Here is an 18298-nt window from a genome sequence, read left to right on the forward strand (position 1 = left end):
AAAGCTTAACAGCTAAGACTACAATATTTTTTAACTAATTCTGTTTCAGAACTTATGAAAAATATTTTTTTTTCATTTTTAAGAATTATTTTTTTGACTTCAAAAATATATATGTTACATTTGGAACAAATTCAGAAACACTAGTGAAAATCCCTGCGCTGTATTGTTTTTGAAAATTTTAATTTCTCAAGGTATTGATTTATAGCTATTAAACACACACACGATAATGAAATTTGGAATAATTAAAGAGAGAAAAAGTCCCCCAGACAGGAGGGTGGTTTTTACCCCTGAGGAGCTTCTCCGTTTGAAGGAGCAACATCCAGAAGCTGAAATAAAGGTAGAAAGCTCTGATATTAGAATTTTTACAGACCAACAATATTCTGATTTGGGAATTGAGGTGGTTTCTGATGTCTCGGATTGCGATGTGTTGTTCGGAGTTAAGGAAGTGCCAATTGGCGCGTTGATTCCCAACAAAAAATATTTTTTCTTTTCGCATACCATAAAAAAGCAGGTGCATAATAGGGAATTGCTAAGAGCAATCTTAGACAAGAAAATTGACCTATATGATCATGAAACAATTGTTGATGTAAATTTCAAAAGACTGATAGGTTTTGGTAGGTATGCAGGAATAGTTGGCGCATACAATGGCATCAGGGCTTTTGGTATTAAGTTTGAATTGTTTAACATTCCTAAAGCAGAAACACTATCCGGTATGGAGGCCCTTGTAGAAAGATTAAGAAGATTAGTCTTGCCTCCTATAAAGATTGTACTGACCGGTAATGGTAAAGTCGGAAATGGAGCAAAGGAAATCCTTCAGGCGATGAAAATTAAAGAAGTTTCAGTAGAAAATTTCCTTACCAAGATATATTCTGAGCCAGTATTTGTCCAAATAGATGTTTTGGACTATAATAAACGTATTGACGGTACGCCTTCAGATAAGAAAGATTTTTATACAAATCCTACAGCATATACTTCCGATTTTGAGCGTTTCACAAAGGTGGCAGATATCTTTATGGCAGGTCATTTCTACGGGAACGATGCGCCGGTAATTCTGTCTCGCGATATGTTGCGTGCAAATGATTGTAAGATTAAGGTTGTTGCAGATATTTCCTGTGACGTAGATGGTCCGATAGCTTGTACCATAAAAGCTTCAACAATTGCAGAACCTCTATTTGGATATTTGCCAAGCGAAGACAAGGAGGTAGATGTTTTCCATCCTGGTGCTATTGTGGTGATGTCAATAGACAATTTACCATGCGAGTTGCCAAAGGATGCAAGCGAAGGCTTTGGAGAAATGTTTATGAAGCACGTAATTCCAGCTTTCTTCAATGGTGATAAGGATGGTATCCTAAAAAGGGCAAAAATTACAGAAGATGGTAAACTTACTGAAAGGTTCAAATATTTACAAGATTATGTAAACGATCATAAATTAGAAAATGTCTCGAATTAATCGGGACATTTTTGTTTCTGGGCATTTCTGTTGATTAAATAAAAAATGTAATTATATTTGAAGATTAATGTAGGAAATTTTGAGAATGAATTCAAATAAAATGTGGCTCTAGCGAATTGTGTTTTCCACCTTGAATGATTAAAATCCTCAATATATTTGATTTCTTGCCAAATCTAAATAGGAAATTTTTATGAAGAAAAATAAATTTTTAAGTTATCTGATGGCTTTTGGCTTCGGTATAACTGTAATGACATCATGTGGTAACGACGACAGCAACAAAATTTCATTACCACCGATAGGAGGATTTAATACGGCTGATGAGATTGCGATGGAGGATTTGGTTGGTTATTGGCCCCTAAATGGAGATGGTGTTGAAATTAAATCAAACACAAGTCCCTCTTCTTCTGTAGGTGCAACCTATTCAGAAGGTATAAAAGGGCAGGGAGTTACTTTTACAAATGGATATCTGGCTTATCCCGAAATTGAAGCCTTGGCATCAACGCTCCCGAGTATGTCGATCAGCTTATGGGGGAAAATCACCAATAATGGAGGCGCCGATGGTCATCAAACAATGATGTTTTCTTTGGGGCGTCCAGATCATTGGGCAGGCAATATTAATCTTATGGCTGAAACGGGATGGAAACCTGCTACAAACGATTCATTGACAATAAAAGGATTTGTCCAAATTAAAAATGAAAGTGGAACTGCAGATGATTATGAGGTAATCAATAAGATAAAAGCAACAGAGGAAGAATTGGCAGATGGGCACACTCCCTTTGCTAATAAAAACTCAGGCAGATGGGCTCATTATGTGGCCATTTGGAATGCAGAAACAGGCTTTTTTCAGTTATTTGCCAATGGAATAAAAATTTCAGATGCCAAATTAGAATCAAAAAACGAGGGTAATCCATTACCTCTAAATTTCTTCACTCCTACAAAACCTGTGATCGGGACATTTGCAACTGTAGTATCAGGTACGGGAGAAGCTTGGCAAAAGTCAATGAACGGTCAACTTGATGAAATTCGTGTATGGAAAAAGGCTCTTACTTCTACTGAAATAACGGCTTTGTATGAGCTAGAAAAAGCTGGAAGATAATGCTCTACTTAAACTTATGGTATTGAGCTTTCCATCCTATTGTCGCAAACGATATAATACTGACAAATAATGTGCTTCAAAAGCCTTAAGAAAACGTTTTCGTTAATAACTTATTTTGATTTCGTTTGTAAGTGAATTTTATATAAATGATATTTATAAAATATTTTTTTTCACTATCATTAATTTCACTACAGTATGTTGAGATTTTCGCAACATTTGAAATAATTATCAATCGGTGTGAAATGATTATTGGCATAACTAAAACAATTAACCAAAAACTTTATGAATTCAGAACAAACAAAGTCTAATAATTCAGCGCTTTATACGCTAATTACAGTTTTCTTCTTTTGGGGATTTATAGGAGCATCAAATGGTGTTTTTATTCCCTTTTGTAAAATTAAATTCGGTCTTGACCAGTTCCAAAGTCAGTTGATTGATTTTGCTTTTTACGGTGCTTATTATATTGGTGCTTTGTTACTCTTCATATTTAGCGGTATTGCCAAGAAAGATATTTTAAATGCTTGGGGTTTCAAAAAAGGAATCATCAATGGTTTAATAGTAAGTGCGTTTGGCGCCGCATTTATGATTTTTGCAGTTACGCAAGGAAGCTATGCATTGATTCTTGCGGCTTTGTTTGTGGTAGCCTTAGGATTTTCTTTGCAACAAACATCAGCGCAACCTTTTGCCGCGTCATTAGGATCGCCTCAAACAGCCTCAAACCGACTAAATCTAGCGGGGGGAGTTAACTCTTTCGGAACTACAATTGGTCCTATTGTTGTTTCAATTGCACTTTTTGGTGTTGTTGCTGGGGTAAATTTAGAAGAGTTTGCAAAGAAAGCTGATTCTCTTGACAAAATGGAGATACTTTATATGGCTGTTGGCGCGTTGTTCCTAATTGCAGCTGCTTTGTTCTTCTTTTCAAAAAAATTACCAGCAGGAAAAAGCGATTCAACATTTGAACCAGCAAAAAAAGCACAAAATGTTTTGATTGCCATAACTGTTGCCATGATTGCTATTTTTGCCTACATATTTTCTCGTTATGAGGATCCTGAGTTTATAACTCGATTTGTGGAAAATAAAGAAGTAGATTACCTCGGACTATCTTTAACCGTTTCTTCACTATTGGTAATTGTAATAGGATTGCTTTATGCCAACAAGGCCGCCCAAAAATCGCCAGAAGGATGGGGCGCAATGCGTTATCCTCAACTGGTTTTAGGAATGTTGGCGCTTTTTACATACGTTGGAGTTGAGGTTACCATCCAAAGTAATTTAGCAGAATTATTAGGAACACCAGCTTTTGGTGTAATTGAAGGTGCTGCAATCGCTCCCTATATTTCAATGTATTGGGGAAGTATGATGATTGGTCGTTGGGCAGGTGCAATTTCTGTTTTCAATCCTTCAAATAGCCTGCGCAAAATTTTATTGATAATCGTTCCTTATCTGGCATTTGGAGTAGTACTTGCTGTAAATTATATTTCTGGACAAGACATTACACCCCTTTATGCCTATGCGGCAGTTGTTGCAATCCAAATTGCAGGATTCTTTTTGGGTCAGGATAAACCAGCAAAAACGTTAATGATTTTTGGAGTTTTTGGAATGATTGCAATGATGATTGGGTTGTTTTCAACAGGAACTCTTGCGATTTACGCTTTTATGAGCGGTGGATTATTCTGCAGCATCATGTGGCCGGCAATCTTTTCTTTAGGAATTACAGGTTTAGGAAAATATACTTCTCAAGGTTCAGCTTTCTTGGTAATGATGATTTTAGGAGGTGGGATTATCCCGCCCCTTCAAGGAAAAATTTCTGACATCATCGGTATCCATGAATCTTATTTTATTCCAGTTTTGTGTTTTGCATATATCGCTTTCTATGGTTTCTCTGTAAAGGGAATTTTAAAGAAACAAAACATCGATGTTGATGCAATCGAAGCAGATGGTGGTCACTAATTAGTTTAGTAGTTTATATAAGGTAAAAAGGTCTGTACAAATCTTGTACAGACCTTTTTTTTTGGGTTATTGTTATTCAAGCAATACCTGACTTAAAATTTTGATATCTTTCTTTTGGCCATTTCTTAGGTAGGTCATGGTAATTTCCTTTTTATTGCTGATAAGGCTTTTAAAGGTGTAGGAACAGGCCTCTTCTTCCGTAAGTGAGGAAAGGTTGATGCCGTCAATCTCGATGATTTCGTCATTCAATTGAAGTCCCATTTTTTCTGCATTTGAATCTTTTGTAATGATGGCAACTGTTGGTTTTTTATTGATATAACGTATCCCAAAACCGATGGTTTCCAGCTTTTGTTTTAGTACTGTATCCTGTTGCTGTAGATAAATGGTCTTGTTTTTCCAGTTGATGGTCGTCTTGTAGTTCTTCAAGAAATCATTTCCAACCACGGCAGAAGCAGTTTCTTCAAATACAAGTAGTTGATTTTTTAATTGCAGTGTTCCTAATTTTGAAAAATCGGCTTTTATAGTGGTGATGGTGTCTTTTTTGCCGGTTCCATAAACGCCTGTAGATGGATTTCCGTAGCTTTTTATTTGCTTATAATCCTTAATTGTATTTTCAAAATGAGAATATGGCAGGCTTATATTCCCATTCGCACCTGTATCGAAAGTGATGAGTTTTGATTTTGTACTGTCAACCTGTATTCTCACCAAAGGTGTTTTTTGGTAACCCATTTCTATAAAATGTACTTTTTCAGCACCTTCGGGTTCTTTAAAGTCATTAAAATTATCGGTAATGGTAATGTTTTTATTTTTATAGTCAATCTGCCAGATGGCGTTTGACATTTGATTGGAACCTATGATGCCATCGATATTAAGACATTTTATTTCGAAAGAACGTTTTAAATCAATAACCACAGCTCCAATGTCGTTGAAGTGCAACTTGCCGATTTTTATTTCATCAATCAAGATGAATTCCTGCTTATTGTCATTTCCTTGAGAATCTTCAACTACTGATTTCTTTACTGTTTTAGATTTTAAAATACTGGCCAGTTCTGGATCAATAACCGTAGGTGCTCCAGTATCCAATAGAAAATTGTAGGTCTTGCCCTGAATGGATACATCAATTATCGGTAGGCCATTATCAAAATTAAAAGGAATTGTTTCGGTAAAATTTTCTTGTTTGATTGTTCCTGAAGGGAGTAGGTTTTTACTGCAACTGAATAAGAGCAGGACTGATAGCAATAGGGTTGCTTTCTTCATGAGGTTCTGGCTATTTTGTTAGGAATGCTAAAATAAGATATTTTTGGCAAAATTCGCTTTCCAGATTGCTATGATGCAATATCAAAAAAAAAGCCCCCTGAAGATTCAGAGGGACTTTCCTTGATTAACAAAAACTATTTTCAATCTTTGCAGATTTATTAACGATTATAAAACAGTTGACTTCTGAAATACCCTACCTAGAAAATAAAAAAAAATGAATATTTTTATTTAATTTTTTGAATGCCTTGTAAATTAAGTTTTTATGACAAAGAAGAATTATCTTTTTTTTACTTCCAATATCCTTTATTACTCCAGATATAAAAAAACCTCTGAAATTGCTTCCAAAGGTTTAGTAATATTTCAAAAGGGAAAATTTTATTCTTTTATCTCTCTCAACTGTTTCAACTTCTCTTTCCAAGTATCAAGGCTTTCTTTATGCCTAGCAATGTTCTTGCGAACTTCTAAAACAATAGAATTTTCTTTCTTCGCATTTTTAGTATTCGTAAAAAACTGAATGTTGTTTTCCAATTGGAAGATCTCATTCTGCACTTCATCAATTTTTCTCATGATAAAGATTTTCTCGTTCTCCAGTTTTCTAGAATCATCAGAACCTGATAATTGCTCCATCCTGTTTGAGAAACGCATCATATCCGTATCTTTTTTGCTCAAGCTCAATTTTTCAAACAAAACATCCAATACTTTATTGAATTTTCCTTCGATGTGTCTTCTGGTTTGAGGCACTTTTCCAAAACCTTTCCAAGTTTCGATGTGTGCTTTGATGGCATCAAGGTCGGTTTTGTGGTCGCCTGTCAATTCAAAGCTTCTCAAGGCTTCCAAATATTCTTTTTTCTTGTCAAAAGCTTCCACTTCTTCCTCGTTCACTTCATTTTTCTGAGCTTTTAATTTCTCAAAATAATGGTTGCAAGCATCTTTGAAATCTTTCCAGATTTTATCAGAATACTTTCTCGGAACGTGACCAATCGTTTTCCACTCTTCCTGAATCTGCTTCATTATAGGCGTTGTAGCGCTGAAATCTTCACTTTCCTGCAAAGCAATCGCTTTTGCCAACAAAGCATTCTTCTTGTTCAGGTTGTCCTGTTGGTCTTTCTTGATGTCCTTGTAAAATGAGTTTTTCAATACATTAAAATCACGAACCGCATCTTTAAAAGCCGACCAAGTTTCCTCGTTTACATCAGCAGGAACTTTCCCAGCATTAAAGAATTCGCTTCTCAACGCTTCTACTTTTTCAACCTGTCCTTGCCATAAAGCATGAGCATTTACTTTCTCTTGAGCCAACGTCTGAATCTGAGCAATAATGTCTTTTTTCTTTGCCAAATTCTCCGTTTCTTTTCCTCTTTGTGCTTCAAACAAAACCTCACGTTTGTCGTGCATTTGCTTGGTCAACGAAGAAAACTTATTCCAGATTTCCTCACGGTGTTCTCTCGAAACCGGCCCGATTTCCTCTTTCCAGATTCTATGCAAATCCTGCAATTCTCTAAACGCCTTGTTGATGTCTGCTTCCTTTACCAATTCCTCCACACGAGCGATGATTTTCGATTTCAATTCTAAATTGTGTTTGAAATCAATATCACGCGCTTCTCTGTCTAAGTGCAAGTAATCGTAGAAATTCTCCACATGGAAATGATAATTGTTCCAAACGTGGTTGTATTTGTCTTTAGGAATCGAACCCGCATTTTTCCAACGGTCTCTCAATTCGTTAAAGTGCTTCAACGTATCTTTTATGTTTTCTTGAGGATTGATCAAGTTTTTCAACTCTTCCACAATCGCCAGACGGGCTTCAAGATTGCCTTGCAAATCGTTCTGCAATTTCTTGAAATGTATATTCCTCTTGTCTCTAAACTGATTGTATAAAGCATCAAATTTAGATTTCAAAGGCAAATGATAGTGGAATTCCTCCAAAGTATCTGGATTCTCCGCCACAAATTCGTCCTTTTTTTCCTCTATAAAATGATTGTATTTAGAAAGAAACGCTTTTTTAAGTTCCTCAATATGCTCCTTAACCGACATCACTTTTTCAACTGCAACCAGTTTTTCCAACTCGTCTACAAGCGCTTCCATCGAAAGCGTCTCGTATTCCAACATCGGAATTTCATGTCTTCCAGCCAACGATTCGTCTTCGCCTTCTTCAGCATTTGAGTTGGCAATGGCTTCCACAGCATCGTTGCTCGTGATGGGAGTTTCCACCAAAACACGGTCATCTACCACCTCTTCAGGTGTCAATTCAACCACATTCAGCTCTTCCGCAACCGCAACTTCTTGGGCTTCAGTATGTACTGGCTCCACCTGATTTTGGTTTTGTTCCACCTCTTGCGAAACCGTTTCTAACTTTCCATCTGCATCCTGCAGGTTATCATTCTTTTCTTCTAACATTTCATAAAATGTTTAAGGTTCATAAATTTTGAGGGCGTAAGGTAATAAAGGCTGATGAAAATTCAAAGTAAAAGCCTGATTTATACCAAATATTATGTTAAGATTTTTTAGAAGCGAAACGCTCGGACATTTTAAAAATCCATGTTCCCGCCATCTTTCCAAAGCTTTTTGTTTTTAAAGAAAAAACAAAAAGGATTTTCCCTTATGTCGGGGCTAGAGGGAAATTATTAGCATCTTGGAAACTTTTCCAAGATTATCCTCCTGCAAGGTTTTCAAAACCTTGTAGGTATGTTTTAAATAAATAGAGATGTAATTTTTGAAAACCTACAAGGTTTTAAAAACCTTGCAGGAAATCCTGCTAAATAAAGAATGTTTATTTCTTCCAAATTTTCCAAGCTTTTTCCGCCTGAAAAACCAGCATTTCATATCCATTTTTAATGACAGCTCCTTTTTCTTTTGCTTTTTTAAGGAAAAGCGTTTCTTCAGGATTGTAAATCAAGTCGTAGGCAATATGTTTCTCCGTAAAATGGTCATACGGAATGTCAGGACAAACCTCTACATTCGGACTCGTTCCCAAAGGCGTACAATTAATGATGATTTGATATTCCTCAAACGTAGAAGCATCAATTTCATCATAGCTAAGCGTGTGTTCCGAAGGTTCTCTGGAAACCAAGATATAATCAATTTCTAGCAATCGCAAGGCATACGCAACTGCTTTTGAAGCCCCACCAGTTCCTAAAATCAAGGCATTTTTATGATGTGATTTTAATAGAGGTTTCAAGGATTTCTTAAAACCATAAAAATCAGTGTTATATCCTTTAGTCTTTCCGTTTCCTGTAAATTTGATGGTATTGACAGCGCCAATTTTCAACGCATTTTTCGACATCTTATCCAAAAAAGGAATGACTACTTCCTTGTAGGGAATGGTCACGTTGATTCCTTTTAAATCTGGATTATTTTTTAAGATACCAGGAAATTCGAAAATCTCCTGGATATCAAAATTTTCATACGAATGGTTTTTGTTGTTTTCCTTTTCGAATTTTTCAGCGAAATATGCTTTCGAAAACGAATAGCTGATGTTTTTTCCAACTAAACCATATTGCTTTTTTTTAGCCAAGACTAAGAAGTTTTGTGTTTTAGAAATCAGAGTTATTGGTAAATAATATTGTCCTTGTCAATTTCAACTATAAAGGAATCTTTTTTGTATAGCTTTTTGAACAAGTTAATATTCGTTTCAAAAATTAAAATCAGTTCAGCATTAGGAATATTTCCTAGATTGATTTTTATCAATTTCTTCGGTAGCTTATTTATAAGATAACTGTTCTTAAAATCTGCATCTTTAGAAATCAGAATATAATCATTAGAATCAGCAAATTTTGCAATTTCAGTGTCAGAAGTAAACCACTTATCTAAAATAAAATTTACATGAATGGATTCAAATCCTAAACTTTCAATCTTTTTCGAAAGCTTGTAACTGATATGAACATCACACAAAAATTTCACGAAGCGATATTTACGATAGACTGTCCAGACAAATATATTTTCGCAAATTTAAGGCTGGCCAAAATATCTTCATTTTCTAGTTCTGGATGATCTTCGATGATTTCTTCACTAGTCATTCCTGATCCTAATAAATCAATAATCATCTCAACCGTCCACCGCATTCCTCTAATTGAGGGCTTGCCATGGCAGATATTAGGGTCAATAGTGATTCGTTCTAAAAGATTCATAGAAGTTGTTTTTGTAAAATTACAAAATTTGCTCAAACAATATACAGTCTTATATTTTATACTTGTTAATTGCATTCTGAACCATTTTGCGAGTCCAAACTACTGGAAACAATTCCTCCAAAATAGTATGGTTTTTAAAGTTCAATCGCAAACCATTGCTGATGTGGAATTTCCCTTTCTTATCGTCGCCCAACATAAAATATAATCCTGCTAAACGGTATTCCACTTCAAATTCTTCCGGATAAAACTCTGTAGCCTGCAACAAGGTTTGAATTGCGGTATCAAATTCTCCTAAAAATCGAAGGATATCCACCCAAAACAGCCAAGTATCCAAAGCGGTATCGCCAAATTCAACAGCTTTTCGATAACCAAATTCCGCTTCTTCAAAGAAATTCATCTCCTTGTTGATGGTCGCATAACGCTTCCAATACATACGGTTCTGATTGTCGATGTTCAAAGCCTTGTTTACAAAAAACAATGCCTTTTGGTAGTTTTTCTGACGTACATAAAAATCAGTAATCGCTATCCAACCTTTGTCCAACAAAGGGTCTTCATGAACCGTTTTGTTGAAATATTTGATGGCTAGAGCTTTATTACCAAGTCGTTCATAACATTTGCCAATTCTCAATAACGCATAAGAAGTTGGGTCGTCCAATTCAATCGTTCTTTCGTAGGCTTCGATTGCATCTTCATATCGTTTCAATCGTTCCAAGGATTTTGCCTTTTCCATAAAAGCACCTAAGAATTCGTCGTCAATCAGTGTTGCATAATCAAAAGCCCTTAACGCTTCTTCGTATTTTTTCAATCCATAATTCAATCGGCCTGACTGGTGCCAAGCGATTTCACTGTAAGGATTCTTATCAATATATTTTTCCAGGTAGGCAATTGCTTCCTCATTTTGGTCAAGAAATTCAAAGCAATACACCACATTGTAAAGTGCACCTTGGTCTTCCGGATCTTCATCCATACATTTGATGAAGTTCTCTTTAGCCAATTCAAGATTGTCCATAAAAAGATATTCCATACCAATCAAATTGTAAACATCGGCATAGTCATCGGTATATTTTAGGGCAACTTTTAATAATTCAACGGCCTTTTCGTGGTTATCCCTTTTGGAATATATGTTGGCTTTTTGGATATAAATTTCTTCGTTGTTTGGTTCGATGGCGTAGAGTTCATTCAATAATTTTTCTGCGATATCAAGCTTGTCATCATAGACCAACATTTCTACCTGAACGAGTTTTAGGCCCGTTGATTTGGGATGTTGCTCAAGTGCCAGTTTCAAAGCTTTTTTTGCTAAAGTAGCCTTACCCATATCGAGGTAATGAAGAATTATTTCCTCAAATTCCTCTGAGTCAAAAAACAGAACCTTGTTGGTTTTCAACATCGATTCAAATTTTGATAAGGATAAGTTGTAGTCTTCTTCTTCGTTGCTTAATTGCATAGCTTTTAGTTTAAAATTATCCTAAAATAAATTTAGGTAACGTTAGGGTTCCATTTAGGAAGGAGGGTAATTGTTTGTGAACAATTTAATTAACAATTTCACCATTGAAATTGCCTTATTAAGGTAGTAATTTTAAAAGATTTTTCTCTTAAATTTTGTTTAAAACTTCGTCCATTGCTTCTAAAATAATGGCACAGCCTTCTTTTATTTCTTCTTCAGAGATGGTCAACGGAGGGGTTATCCTGATGGCACATCCTTCAAAAAGCAACCAAAATAATATCAATCCTTTATCTTGGCATTTCAAAATCACTTCATTTGTTATCTCTGGGCTTTCTGTCATTGGCGCCAGCATTAATCCTCTTCCTCTTATTTCTTTTATCAAAGGGTGTACCAAAAGCGAACGGAAGAGTTTTTCTTTCTCCAACGTATCGGCAATCAGTGTGGTTTCTGTTATTTCCTGCAAAGTTGCCAAACAAGCAGCCGCTATGACAGGATGTCCGCCAAAGGTGGTAATATGTCCGAGTTTTGGATCATGGCTCAATAAATCCATCATTTCTGCGGAAGCTACGAATCCGCCAACCGGCATTCCGCCACCCATTCCTTTTCCTATTATAATTACGTCGGGAACGGCATCATAGTTTTCAAAACCGAATAATTTTCCGGTTCTTCCAAATCCAGGTTGGATTTCATCCACAATCATCAAGGCGCCAACTTCGGTACAACGTTCTCTTACTTTTCGCAAGAAACCATTGTGAGGTTCAATAAAACCAGCGCCACCTTGAATACTTTCTAAAATAATTCCGGCTGTTTTGGTGGTGATTTTCTGTAAATCTTCTTCATTGTTGAACGTGATGAAATCAACATCGGGAATCAACGGACGGAAAATTTGTTTTCTTTCTTCAAATCCCATCACACTCATCGAACCCATCGTATTGCCATGATAGGCATTCTTGCACGAAATCAATTGGCTTCTTCCGGTAACTCTTCGGGCTAGTTTTAAAGCACCTTCGGTAGCTTCGGTTCCTGAATTTACCAAATAGACTTTGTTTAAAGGTTCAGGTAAATGTTCTACTAAAAGCTTGCAAAATGCCACAGCAGGATCTTGAGCATATTCGCCATACACCATTACATGTGAATATTTATCCAACTGGTTTTTGATGGCATCGTTGACTCTTTTGTGCTGATGTCCAAGCGTACAAGCCGAAACTCCAGCCACAAAATCGAGGTATTTTTTATTATTTGTATCGTATATGTAGGAACCAATTGCATGGCTTACTTCCATTCCTAACGGATAAGGAGAAGTCTGAGCTTGGTATTTTAGGAAATCGTTTTTCATTTTTTAAGGCGCTGAGTAGCTGGGTTTCTGAGGAACTAAGTTTTAAGATTTTAGTCAAAACAGAAAACGGACTACTTTGTAGTATTCTTCTTTGTTGGATTTTTCTTGTCGTATTCCAAAGTTTCCTTTCGCACGTCCATTGGAGTGTTTTCCTTTGCTTTTTCGGCTGTGCTTTCTTTTACGATCTTTTCGTGGATTTCATTTTCTTCGGGAGGAAAAATATCGTCCTTTGAGAGGATTATTTCGTCCCCACGCCAAATGAAACCACGTAATTTTCGTGCGTTTTCAGGCAACTCTGTTTCAGGATACAAATCACTGTCAATGTTTTTGAAAGACGTTAAAGTATTGATTTTATTATCTTCAAAAGTAATATTGATAGAACTGCTCAATTTTTTTTCAATGCCTGTAAGTTCCAAATCATCATAGACATAGTAAATCACTTCGGTATTTTTTACGATATCCACATAAGACAGTTTATTGTCCTTGAATTTGCCATATAAATTTTGCCCTTTGACCTGATTATAGCCTTTCCCAAGGGTATCTTTTGAAACTAAAAAGGCATTATTCAAGACTTTAAGCGAATCTAATTTCTCTTTTGCATTGTCCCCGATAAGATGGATAACATCTCCCGTCATTTGATTTTTTTCATTCCAAATTACGGGTCTTCCAATCAATTGTGTCAGTGCTTTTTTGGTGCTGGAATGGATGGAATCGCATTTCCCACTCATATCGGTCTTGTAAAATCGTGCATTATCGAAAGCGCGGATGATCTGATTGCCTTTTTTTCCGGTAATCATCAATCTTTTTCCGTGGATGTAAACCGAATCATTTTCAACCAAATTGATTGCAACGGCTCGCTTGGTTACAAACATCGAGTCTTTCAACTTATAAACCTCACCATAATGTCCTTTGATGATTCCTTTGTTGATGGTATCGGTTATCTTCACGTTATTGGTTGCCGATGCAAATTCAATTTTTCGGTCGTAGTATAAGCTATCGCCTTCAATAAGTCGGTCGTCGTAACGAATGTAGGATTTTCGAAGAAAGTGACCGATATTTTTCTTGCTGTTGTAAAAACCTTTTTCGGTATAAATAAAATTGTTTTTCCCCGTTATGGTTGAAGGTCCAAAAAGGTAGGCGTGACCGGAAGTATGGTAATAATCCAAGTGATCGGATTTTATGGTATACTGCGGATTTGTAATCGTAACGGTTGTCAAGAATTGCGATTTTTTTTGCGTGGCATAATACCTTCCAGATGTACTGGTAAGCGTATTTTCCTTATTCACAATTCGACCGAAATTTTTATAAAAAGCTTCCTGCTTGTTTCGGTCAAAATTGATGGTGTCGGTCGTAAGGGTCATATCCGGCGAGCGCATCACAGGATTTCCAGTTGCAAAAGCTTGCTTGGCATTTCCACTGTATTCAGCATATTTACTGTTTAAAAAGAGCGTGTCACCTTGTACCATTTGTACATTTCCAAACAATTTCACATAGTTCTCTTTCTGAAAATAATAGGCTTTATTGCAAGTAATAATGATACCATCATGGTCAATTAAAACATTTCCAGTAAGGACGGCACCATCTGGAATTTCCATTTGGTTTCGGTCTGCAAAATCTGAGTGCTTTACCAAAATCTGCTTCGGTTGTTGTGCCAAAAGACTATTGGAACTCAAGATTATCAGGCCAATAAATAAGAAAAAAAGGATTTTTTTCAAGGGATTTTATTTTTTGCCAAATTTAAGTAAAATGTATAAAGGATGGAGTTTATTAAGAAATATTTATCAGCGGGTTTTAATCCCAGTTTCAAAGTTTTATATTTGTCGGAATGGATAGCGAGATTGGCTCCATAAAAGAAAATATGAAAACAAAATTGACAATAGGAATTGGGTTGGTGCTTTTGGCGTCGGCTTGTGGAAATAAGGAAGAGAAAAGAATGGAAATCGAGAAAAAGGAACCAAGAAAAGTGGTGGTTTATCAGGTTTTTACGCGTTTGTTTGGGAATAAAAATACGACCAACAAGCCTTGGGGAACGATTGAGGAAAATGGGGTAGGGAAGTTTAATGATTTTACCGATAAAGCGCTTCAAGAAATCAAGGATTTGGGTGTGACGCACATTTGGTACACGGGCGTTCCGCATCATGCTTTGGTTAATGATTATACGGAATTCGGCATTTCAAATGACGATCCGGAAGTGGTAAAAGGGCGTGCTGGTTCGCCGTATGCGGTCAAGGATTATTACAACGTGAATCCTGATTTGGCGGTGAATCCGGCCAAGCGTTTGCAGGAATTTGAAGCACTTATCGAGCGAACGCATCAAAATGAATTGAAGCTGATAATTGATATTGTTCCGAACCATATTGCGCGAAAATATGAAGGAAAAACCAATACGAAAGGTGTTCGTGATTTTGGTGCTGATGATGACGTGACAGTTGAATACAAAAGAGATAACAATTTTTATTACATTCCGAATCAGGCTTTTCAGATTCCTGATTTGGATCAAAAACCATTGGGTGGCGAGAAAAATCCGTTGATTGATGGTAAGTTTGATGAAAATCCAGCAAAATGGACAGGAAACGGTTCGCGTTTGGCAAAGCCGGATAAGAACGATTGGTATGAAACTGTAAAGATTAATTATGGTGTGAGACCGGATGGTACTAAGGATTTCCCAGAACTTCCGGCTGGTTTTGACAAGAAAGATTACAAGGAGCATTTTGCTTTTTGGAAGGATAAAGACGTTCCGAGTTCTTGGAACAAATTCCGAGATATTGCACTTTATTGGATTGATAAAGGAGTGGATGGTTTCCGATATGATATGGCTGAAATGGTGCCGTATGAGTTTTGGAGCTATATGAATTCAGCGATTAAGATGAAAAACCCGAATGCATTTTTATTGGCAGAAGTTTACAATCCGAAGGAATATCGAAATTATATCCATTTGGGAAAAATGGACTATTTGTATGATAAAGTGGAGTTGTACGACAAATTGAAAGATGTGGTGCAGGGCAGAAGCTTGCCAGATGCGATTTCGGATATTCAGCACGGTTTGGCGGATATTGAGCATCACATGTTACACTTCTTGGACAATCACGACGAACAGCGTTTGGCGGGTCCGGAATTCGCTGGAAGTCCGGAAAAGGGAAAACCTTTGATGGTGGTTTCTACTTTAATCAGTTCTTCGCCAACGATGGTGTATTTCGGTCAGGAAGTAGGCGAGGCCGGAAAAGAAAATGGTGGCTTTGGAACGCATTCCAGAACTTCTATATTTGATTATGTTGGCGTTCCGGAACATCAGAAATGGATGAACGATGGAAAATTCGATGGAGGAAAACTTTCGAAAGAGCAAAAAGAACTGAGGGATTTTTATAAACGATTATTGAATTTTTCTATTAAAAGCGATGCGCTAATGGGAAAATTCAAGGAGATTCAATCTGCAAATCGTGATAAAACCGATGGCTATGATCCTGGAATTTATTCTTTCGTTAGATGGTCGAAAAATGAAAAGTTAATTGTAGTCACTAATTTTTCGTGGCTGACTCGAAGCACATTTACATTAGAGGTTCCTGCTGATGTAATTTCTGAATGGAAATTAAAAGATGGAAATTATGATTTAAAAGATCAGTTGTACAACCAATCAAAAGTTAATTTAAAAGTGGAGAATGGTGTTGGAAAGGTAAGTTTGGTTTTGAAACCTTTGGAGTCGTTTGTTTATAAGATGTCTAAATAGAATCTGATTTTAAAGCAAATGAAAAAAGCATTCATTTTATTTTTAGTTCTATCACTATCTCTTTTTTTAGTCTACTTTTTTTTGAAAAAAAGTAGCGTTCCAGATTTTGATAAACTAGAAAAGACTCTATATGATAGACGAATTATACATCCTAATCAAAATAGTTGGAAAGAAACCTATACTGAAGATGTAGAATTTGATAAAGTAAATATTAAATTGTTTACTGTTGAAAATGTTGCTAAAGCAAAATTGTTTACTTCGGGAATCCTTAAATTTGAAATAGATATTAATATCGAAGATTCTAAAAAGTTGGTGCAGATTTTAAATGATTCAGCATCTTATGTTTGGAATGAATTGGGAACGGCTGAATTTGATAAGAAAATTGTCTTTTATGATAATTCAAATAAAGTAATCGGATTAACGCAGATTGATTTTGATAACCAACAGACTTATTCAGAACCGCATTCAAGAACTATGAAATGGGGAAATTTATCAGGTAGAGGACAGAAGGTTTTATTTGAAATTCTAAACAAGTATTTATAGAATAGTTGTGTGTTCTATTAAAAAAAGAAAAGGCTGTCAATCGACAGCCTTTATTATTCTATATAAAACGATTACTTCAAAATCGTCTGTTTTCTATCCGGACCAACCGAAACAATCTTAATTGGCACTTCCACTGCATTTTCGATGAATTCGATGTATGCTTTCAATTCAGCAGGAAGTTCTTCATAAGTGGTCATTCCTGTCAAATCGGCTTTCCATCCTTTGTATTCTTTATAGATTGGTGTTACATTTTCTTCTTCGATATTGTAAGGCAGATGCGAGATTTCTTCTCCTTTGTAGTTATAAGCAGTACACACTTTCAAGGTTTCAAATCCAGAAAGTACATCCCCTTTCATCATCATCAATTGGGTAACACCATTCACCTGAACGGCATATTTTAGCGCTACTAAATCCAACCAGCCACAACGGCGTTTTCTTCCTGTAACCGAACCAAATTCGTTTCCAACTTTGGCCATAATGTCTCCATCTTCGCCAAAATCTTCCGTTGGGAAAGGTCCGCTTCCAACTCTTGTAGTGTAAGCCTTGAAAATACCGTACACTTCCTTGATTTTGTTTGGAGCGATTCCTAAACCTGTACAAGCTCCTGCAGCAGTGGTGTTAGAAGACGTTACAAACGGATACGTTCCGAAATCTACATCCAACAAAGAACCTTGTGCTCCCTCTGCAAGTATTGATTTTCCTGCTTTTTGAGCTTGGTTTAAATATTCTTCGCTGTCAATAAAATCCAATTTCTTCAAATCCTCAATCGCTTCGAAGAATTCTTTTTCCAATTCAGCCAAGTTGTATTGAATGTCAACATTGTAAAAAGAAATCATTGCTTCGTGCTTGTCAGCCAAAGCGCGGTATCTGTCTTTAAAATCAGCTAATTCGATATCGCCAACACGCAATCCGTTTCTACCGGTTTTGTCCATATAAGTTGGTCCAATTCCTTTTAAAGTAGAACCAATTTTTGCTTTTCCTTTTGAAGCTTCAGAAGCCGCATCCAACAATCTGTGTGTCGGAAGGATCAAATGTGCTTTTCTTGAGATGATCAACTTTGATTTTAAATCCAAGTTGAATTTTGCCAAACCGTCGATTTCAGTTTTAAAAACTACGGGGTCAATCACGACACCATTTCCAATAACGTTGATGTTGTTATCGTGAAAAATCCCTGATGGAATTGTTCTCAAGACGTGTTTGATTCCGTCAAATTCCAAAGTGTGTCCTGCGTTTGGTCCGCCCTGAAAACGGGCAATAATATCATATTTTGAAGTGAGTACGTCAACAATTTTTCCTTTGCCTTCGTCACCCCACTGCAATCCTAGTAATAAATCTACGGTCATTATTTGTGTGTTAGTTGTTTGTTGTTGTTTCAGGACA

14 protein-coding genes are annotated in these 18298 nt (G+C 36.3%); 5 read left to right on the forward strand and 9 right to left on the reverse strand.

Annotated elements, in window-relative coordinates; all coding sequences use genetic code 11:
- The first annotated feature begins 226 nt into the window (after positions 1–226).
- From ACI6PS_RS09630 to ACI6PS_RS09640, 3 genes are all read left to right on the forward strand, one after another.
- Positions 227–1450: an NAD(P)-dependent oxidoreductase gene (locus ACI6PS_RS09630; RefSeq protein ID WP_421012352.1), complete on the forward strand. Its 1224-nt coding sequence runs from the start codon at positions 227–229 to the stop codon at positions 1448–1450.
- 190 nt (positions 1451–1640) lie between these two features.
- Positions 1641–2546 carry a LamG-like jellyroll fold domain-containing protein gene (locus ACI6PS_RS09635; RefSeq protein ID WP_421012353.1) on the forward strand — a complete coding sequence of 302 codons (906 nt, stop codon included), beginning with the start codon at positions 1641–1643 and terminating at the stop codon, positions 2544–2546.
- A 282-nt stretch (positions 2547–2828) separates the two neighbouring features.
- A complete protein-coding gene (locus ACI6PS_RS09640) occupies positions 2829–4493 on the forward strand; it encodes an MFS transporter (RefSeq protein WP_421012354.1) in 1665 nt (554 codons plus the stop codon).
- Between the two features lie 72 nt (positions 4494–4565).
- Here ACI6PS_RS09640 and ACI6PS_RS09645 read toward each other — a convergent pair whose 3' ends face one another.
- From ACI6PS_RS09645 to ACI6PS_RS09680, 8 genes are all read right to left on the reverse strand, one after another.
- Positions 4566–5750, reverse strand: a complete 1185-nt coding sequence (locus ACI6PS_RS09645) for an aspartyl protease family protein (RefSeq protein WP_421012355.1) — start codon at positions 5748–5750, stop codon at positions 4566–4568.
- Between the two features lie 375 nt (positions 5751–6125).
- Positions 6126–8141 (reverse strand): DUF349 domain-containing protein, encoded by a 2016-nt coding sequence (locus ACI6PS_RS09650; protein WP_421012356.1) that lies wholly within the window; start codon positions 8139–8141, stop codon positions 6126–6128.
- A gap of 373 nt (positions 8142–8514) precedes the next feature.
- Positions 8515–9258, reverse strand: a complete 744-nt coding sequence (locus tag ACI6PS_RS09655) for a shikimate dehydrogenase family protein (RefSeq protein ID WP_421012357.1) — start codon at positions 9256–9258, stop codon at positions 8515–8517.
- A gap of 32 nt (positions 9259–9290) precedes the next feature.
- Entirely contained in the window at positions 9291–9644 is a 354-nt protein-coding gene (locus ACI6PS_RS09660; protein WP_421012358.1) for a DUF5615 family PIN-like protein, read from the reverse strand.
- Positions 9641–9907 (reverse strand): DUF433 domain-containing protein, encoded by a 267-nt coding sequence (locus ACI6PS_RS09665; RefSeq protein ID WP_421012359.1) that lies wholly within the window; start codon positions 9905–9907, stop codon positions 9641–9643. The genes ACI6PS_RS09660 and ACI6PS_RS09665 overlap by 4 nt, the downstream gene beginning before the upstream one ends.
- A gap of 13 nt (positions 9908–9920) precedes the next feature.
- Positions 9921–11315 carry a tetratricopeptide repeat protein gene (locus ACI6PS_RS09670; RefSeq protein ID WP_421012360.1) on the reverse strand — a complete coding sequence of 465 codons (1395 nt, stop codon included), beginning with the start codon at positions 11313–11315 and terminating at the stop codon, positions 9921–9923.
- 148 nt (positions 11316–11463) lie between these two features.
- On the reverse strand, positions 11464–12651 hold the full coding sequence (locus ACI6PS_RS09675; protein WP_421012361.1) for an aspartate aminotransferase family protein: 1188 nt from the start codon (positions 12649–12651) through the stop codon (positions 11464–11466).
- Between the two features lie 71 nt (positions 12652–12722).
- On the reverse strand, positions 12723–14366 hold the full coding sequence (locus ACI6PS_RS09680; protein WP_421012362.1) for an OstA-like protein: 1644 nt from the start codon (positions 14364–14366) through the stop codon (positions 12723–12725).
- A gap of 143 nt (positions 14367–14509) precedes the next feature.
- Here ACI6PS_RS09680 and ACI6PS_RS09685 point away from each other — a divergent pair, with 143 nt between their 5' ends.
- Both ACI6PS_RS09685 and ACI6PS_RS09690 read left to right on the forward strand, forming a co-directional pair.
- Positions 14510–16375: an alpha-amylase family glycosyl hydrolase gene (locus ACI6PS_RS09685; RefSeq protein ID WP_421012363.1), complete on the forward strand. Its 1866-nt coding sequence runs from the start codon at positions 14510–14512 to the stop codon at positions 16373–16375.
- 18 nt (positions 16376–16393) lie between these two features.
- On the forward strand, positions 16394–16918 hold the full coding sequence (locus ACI6PS_RS09690) for a hypothetical protein (protein WP_421012364.1): 525 nt from the start codon (positions 16394–16396) through the stop codon (positions 16916–16918).
- A 71-nt stretch (positions 16919–16989) separates the two neighbouring features.
- Here ACI6PS_RS09690 and ACI6PS_RS09695 read toward each other — a convergent pair whose 3' ends face one another.
- Positions 16990–18261 (reverse strand): adenylosuccinate synthase, encoded by a 1272-nt coding sequence (locus ACI6PS_RS09695; RefSeq protein ID WP_421012365.1) that lies wholly within the window; start codon positions 18259–18261, stop codon positions 16990–16992.
- Positions 18262–18298: the final 37 nt, after the last annotated feature.

It is taken from the genome of Flavobacterium sp. PLA-1-15 (assembly GCF_049060005.1).
GTDB lineage: Bacteria > Bacteroidota > Bacteroidia > Flavobacteriales > Flavobacteriaceae > Flavobacterium.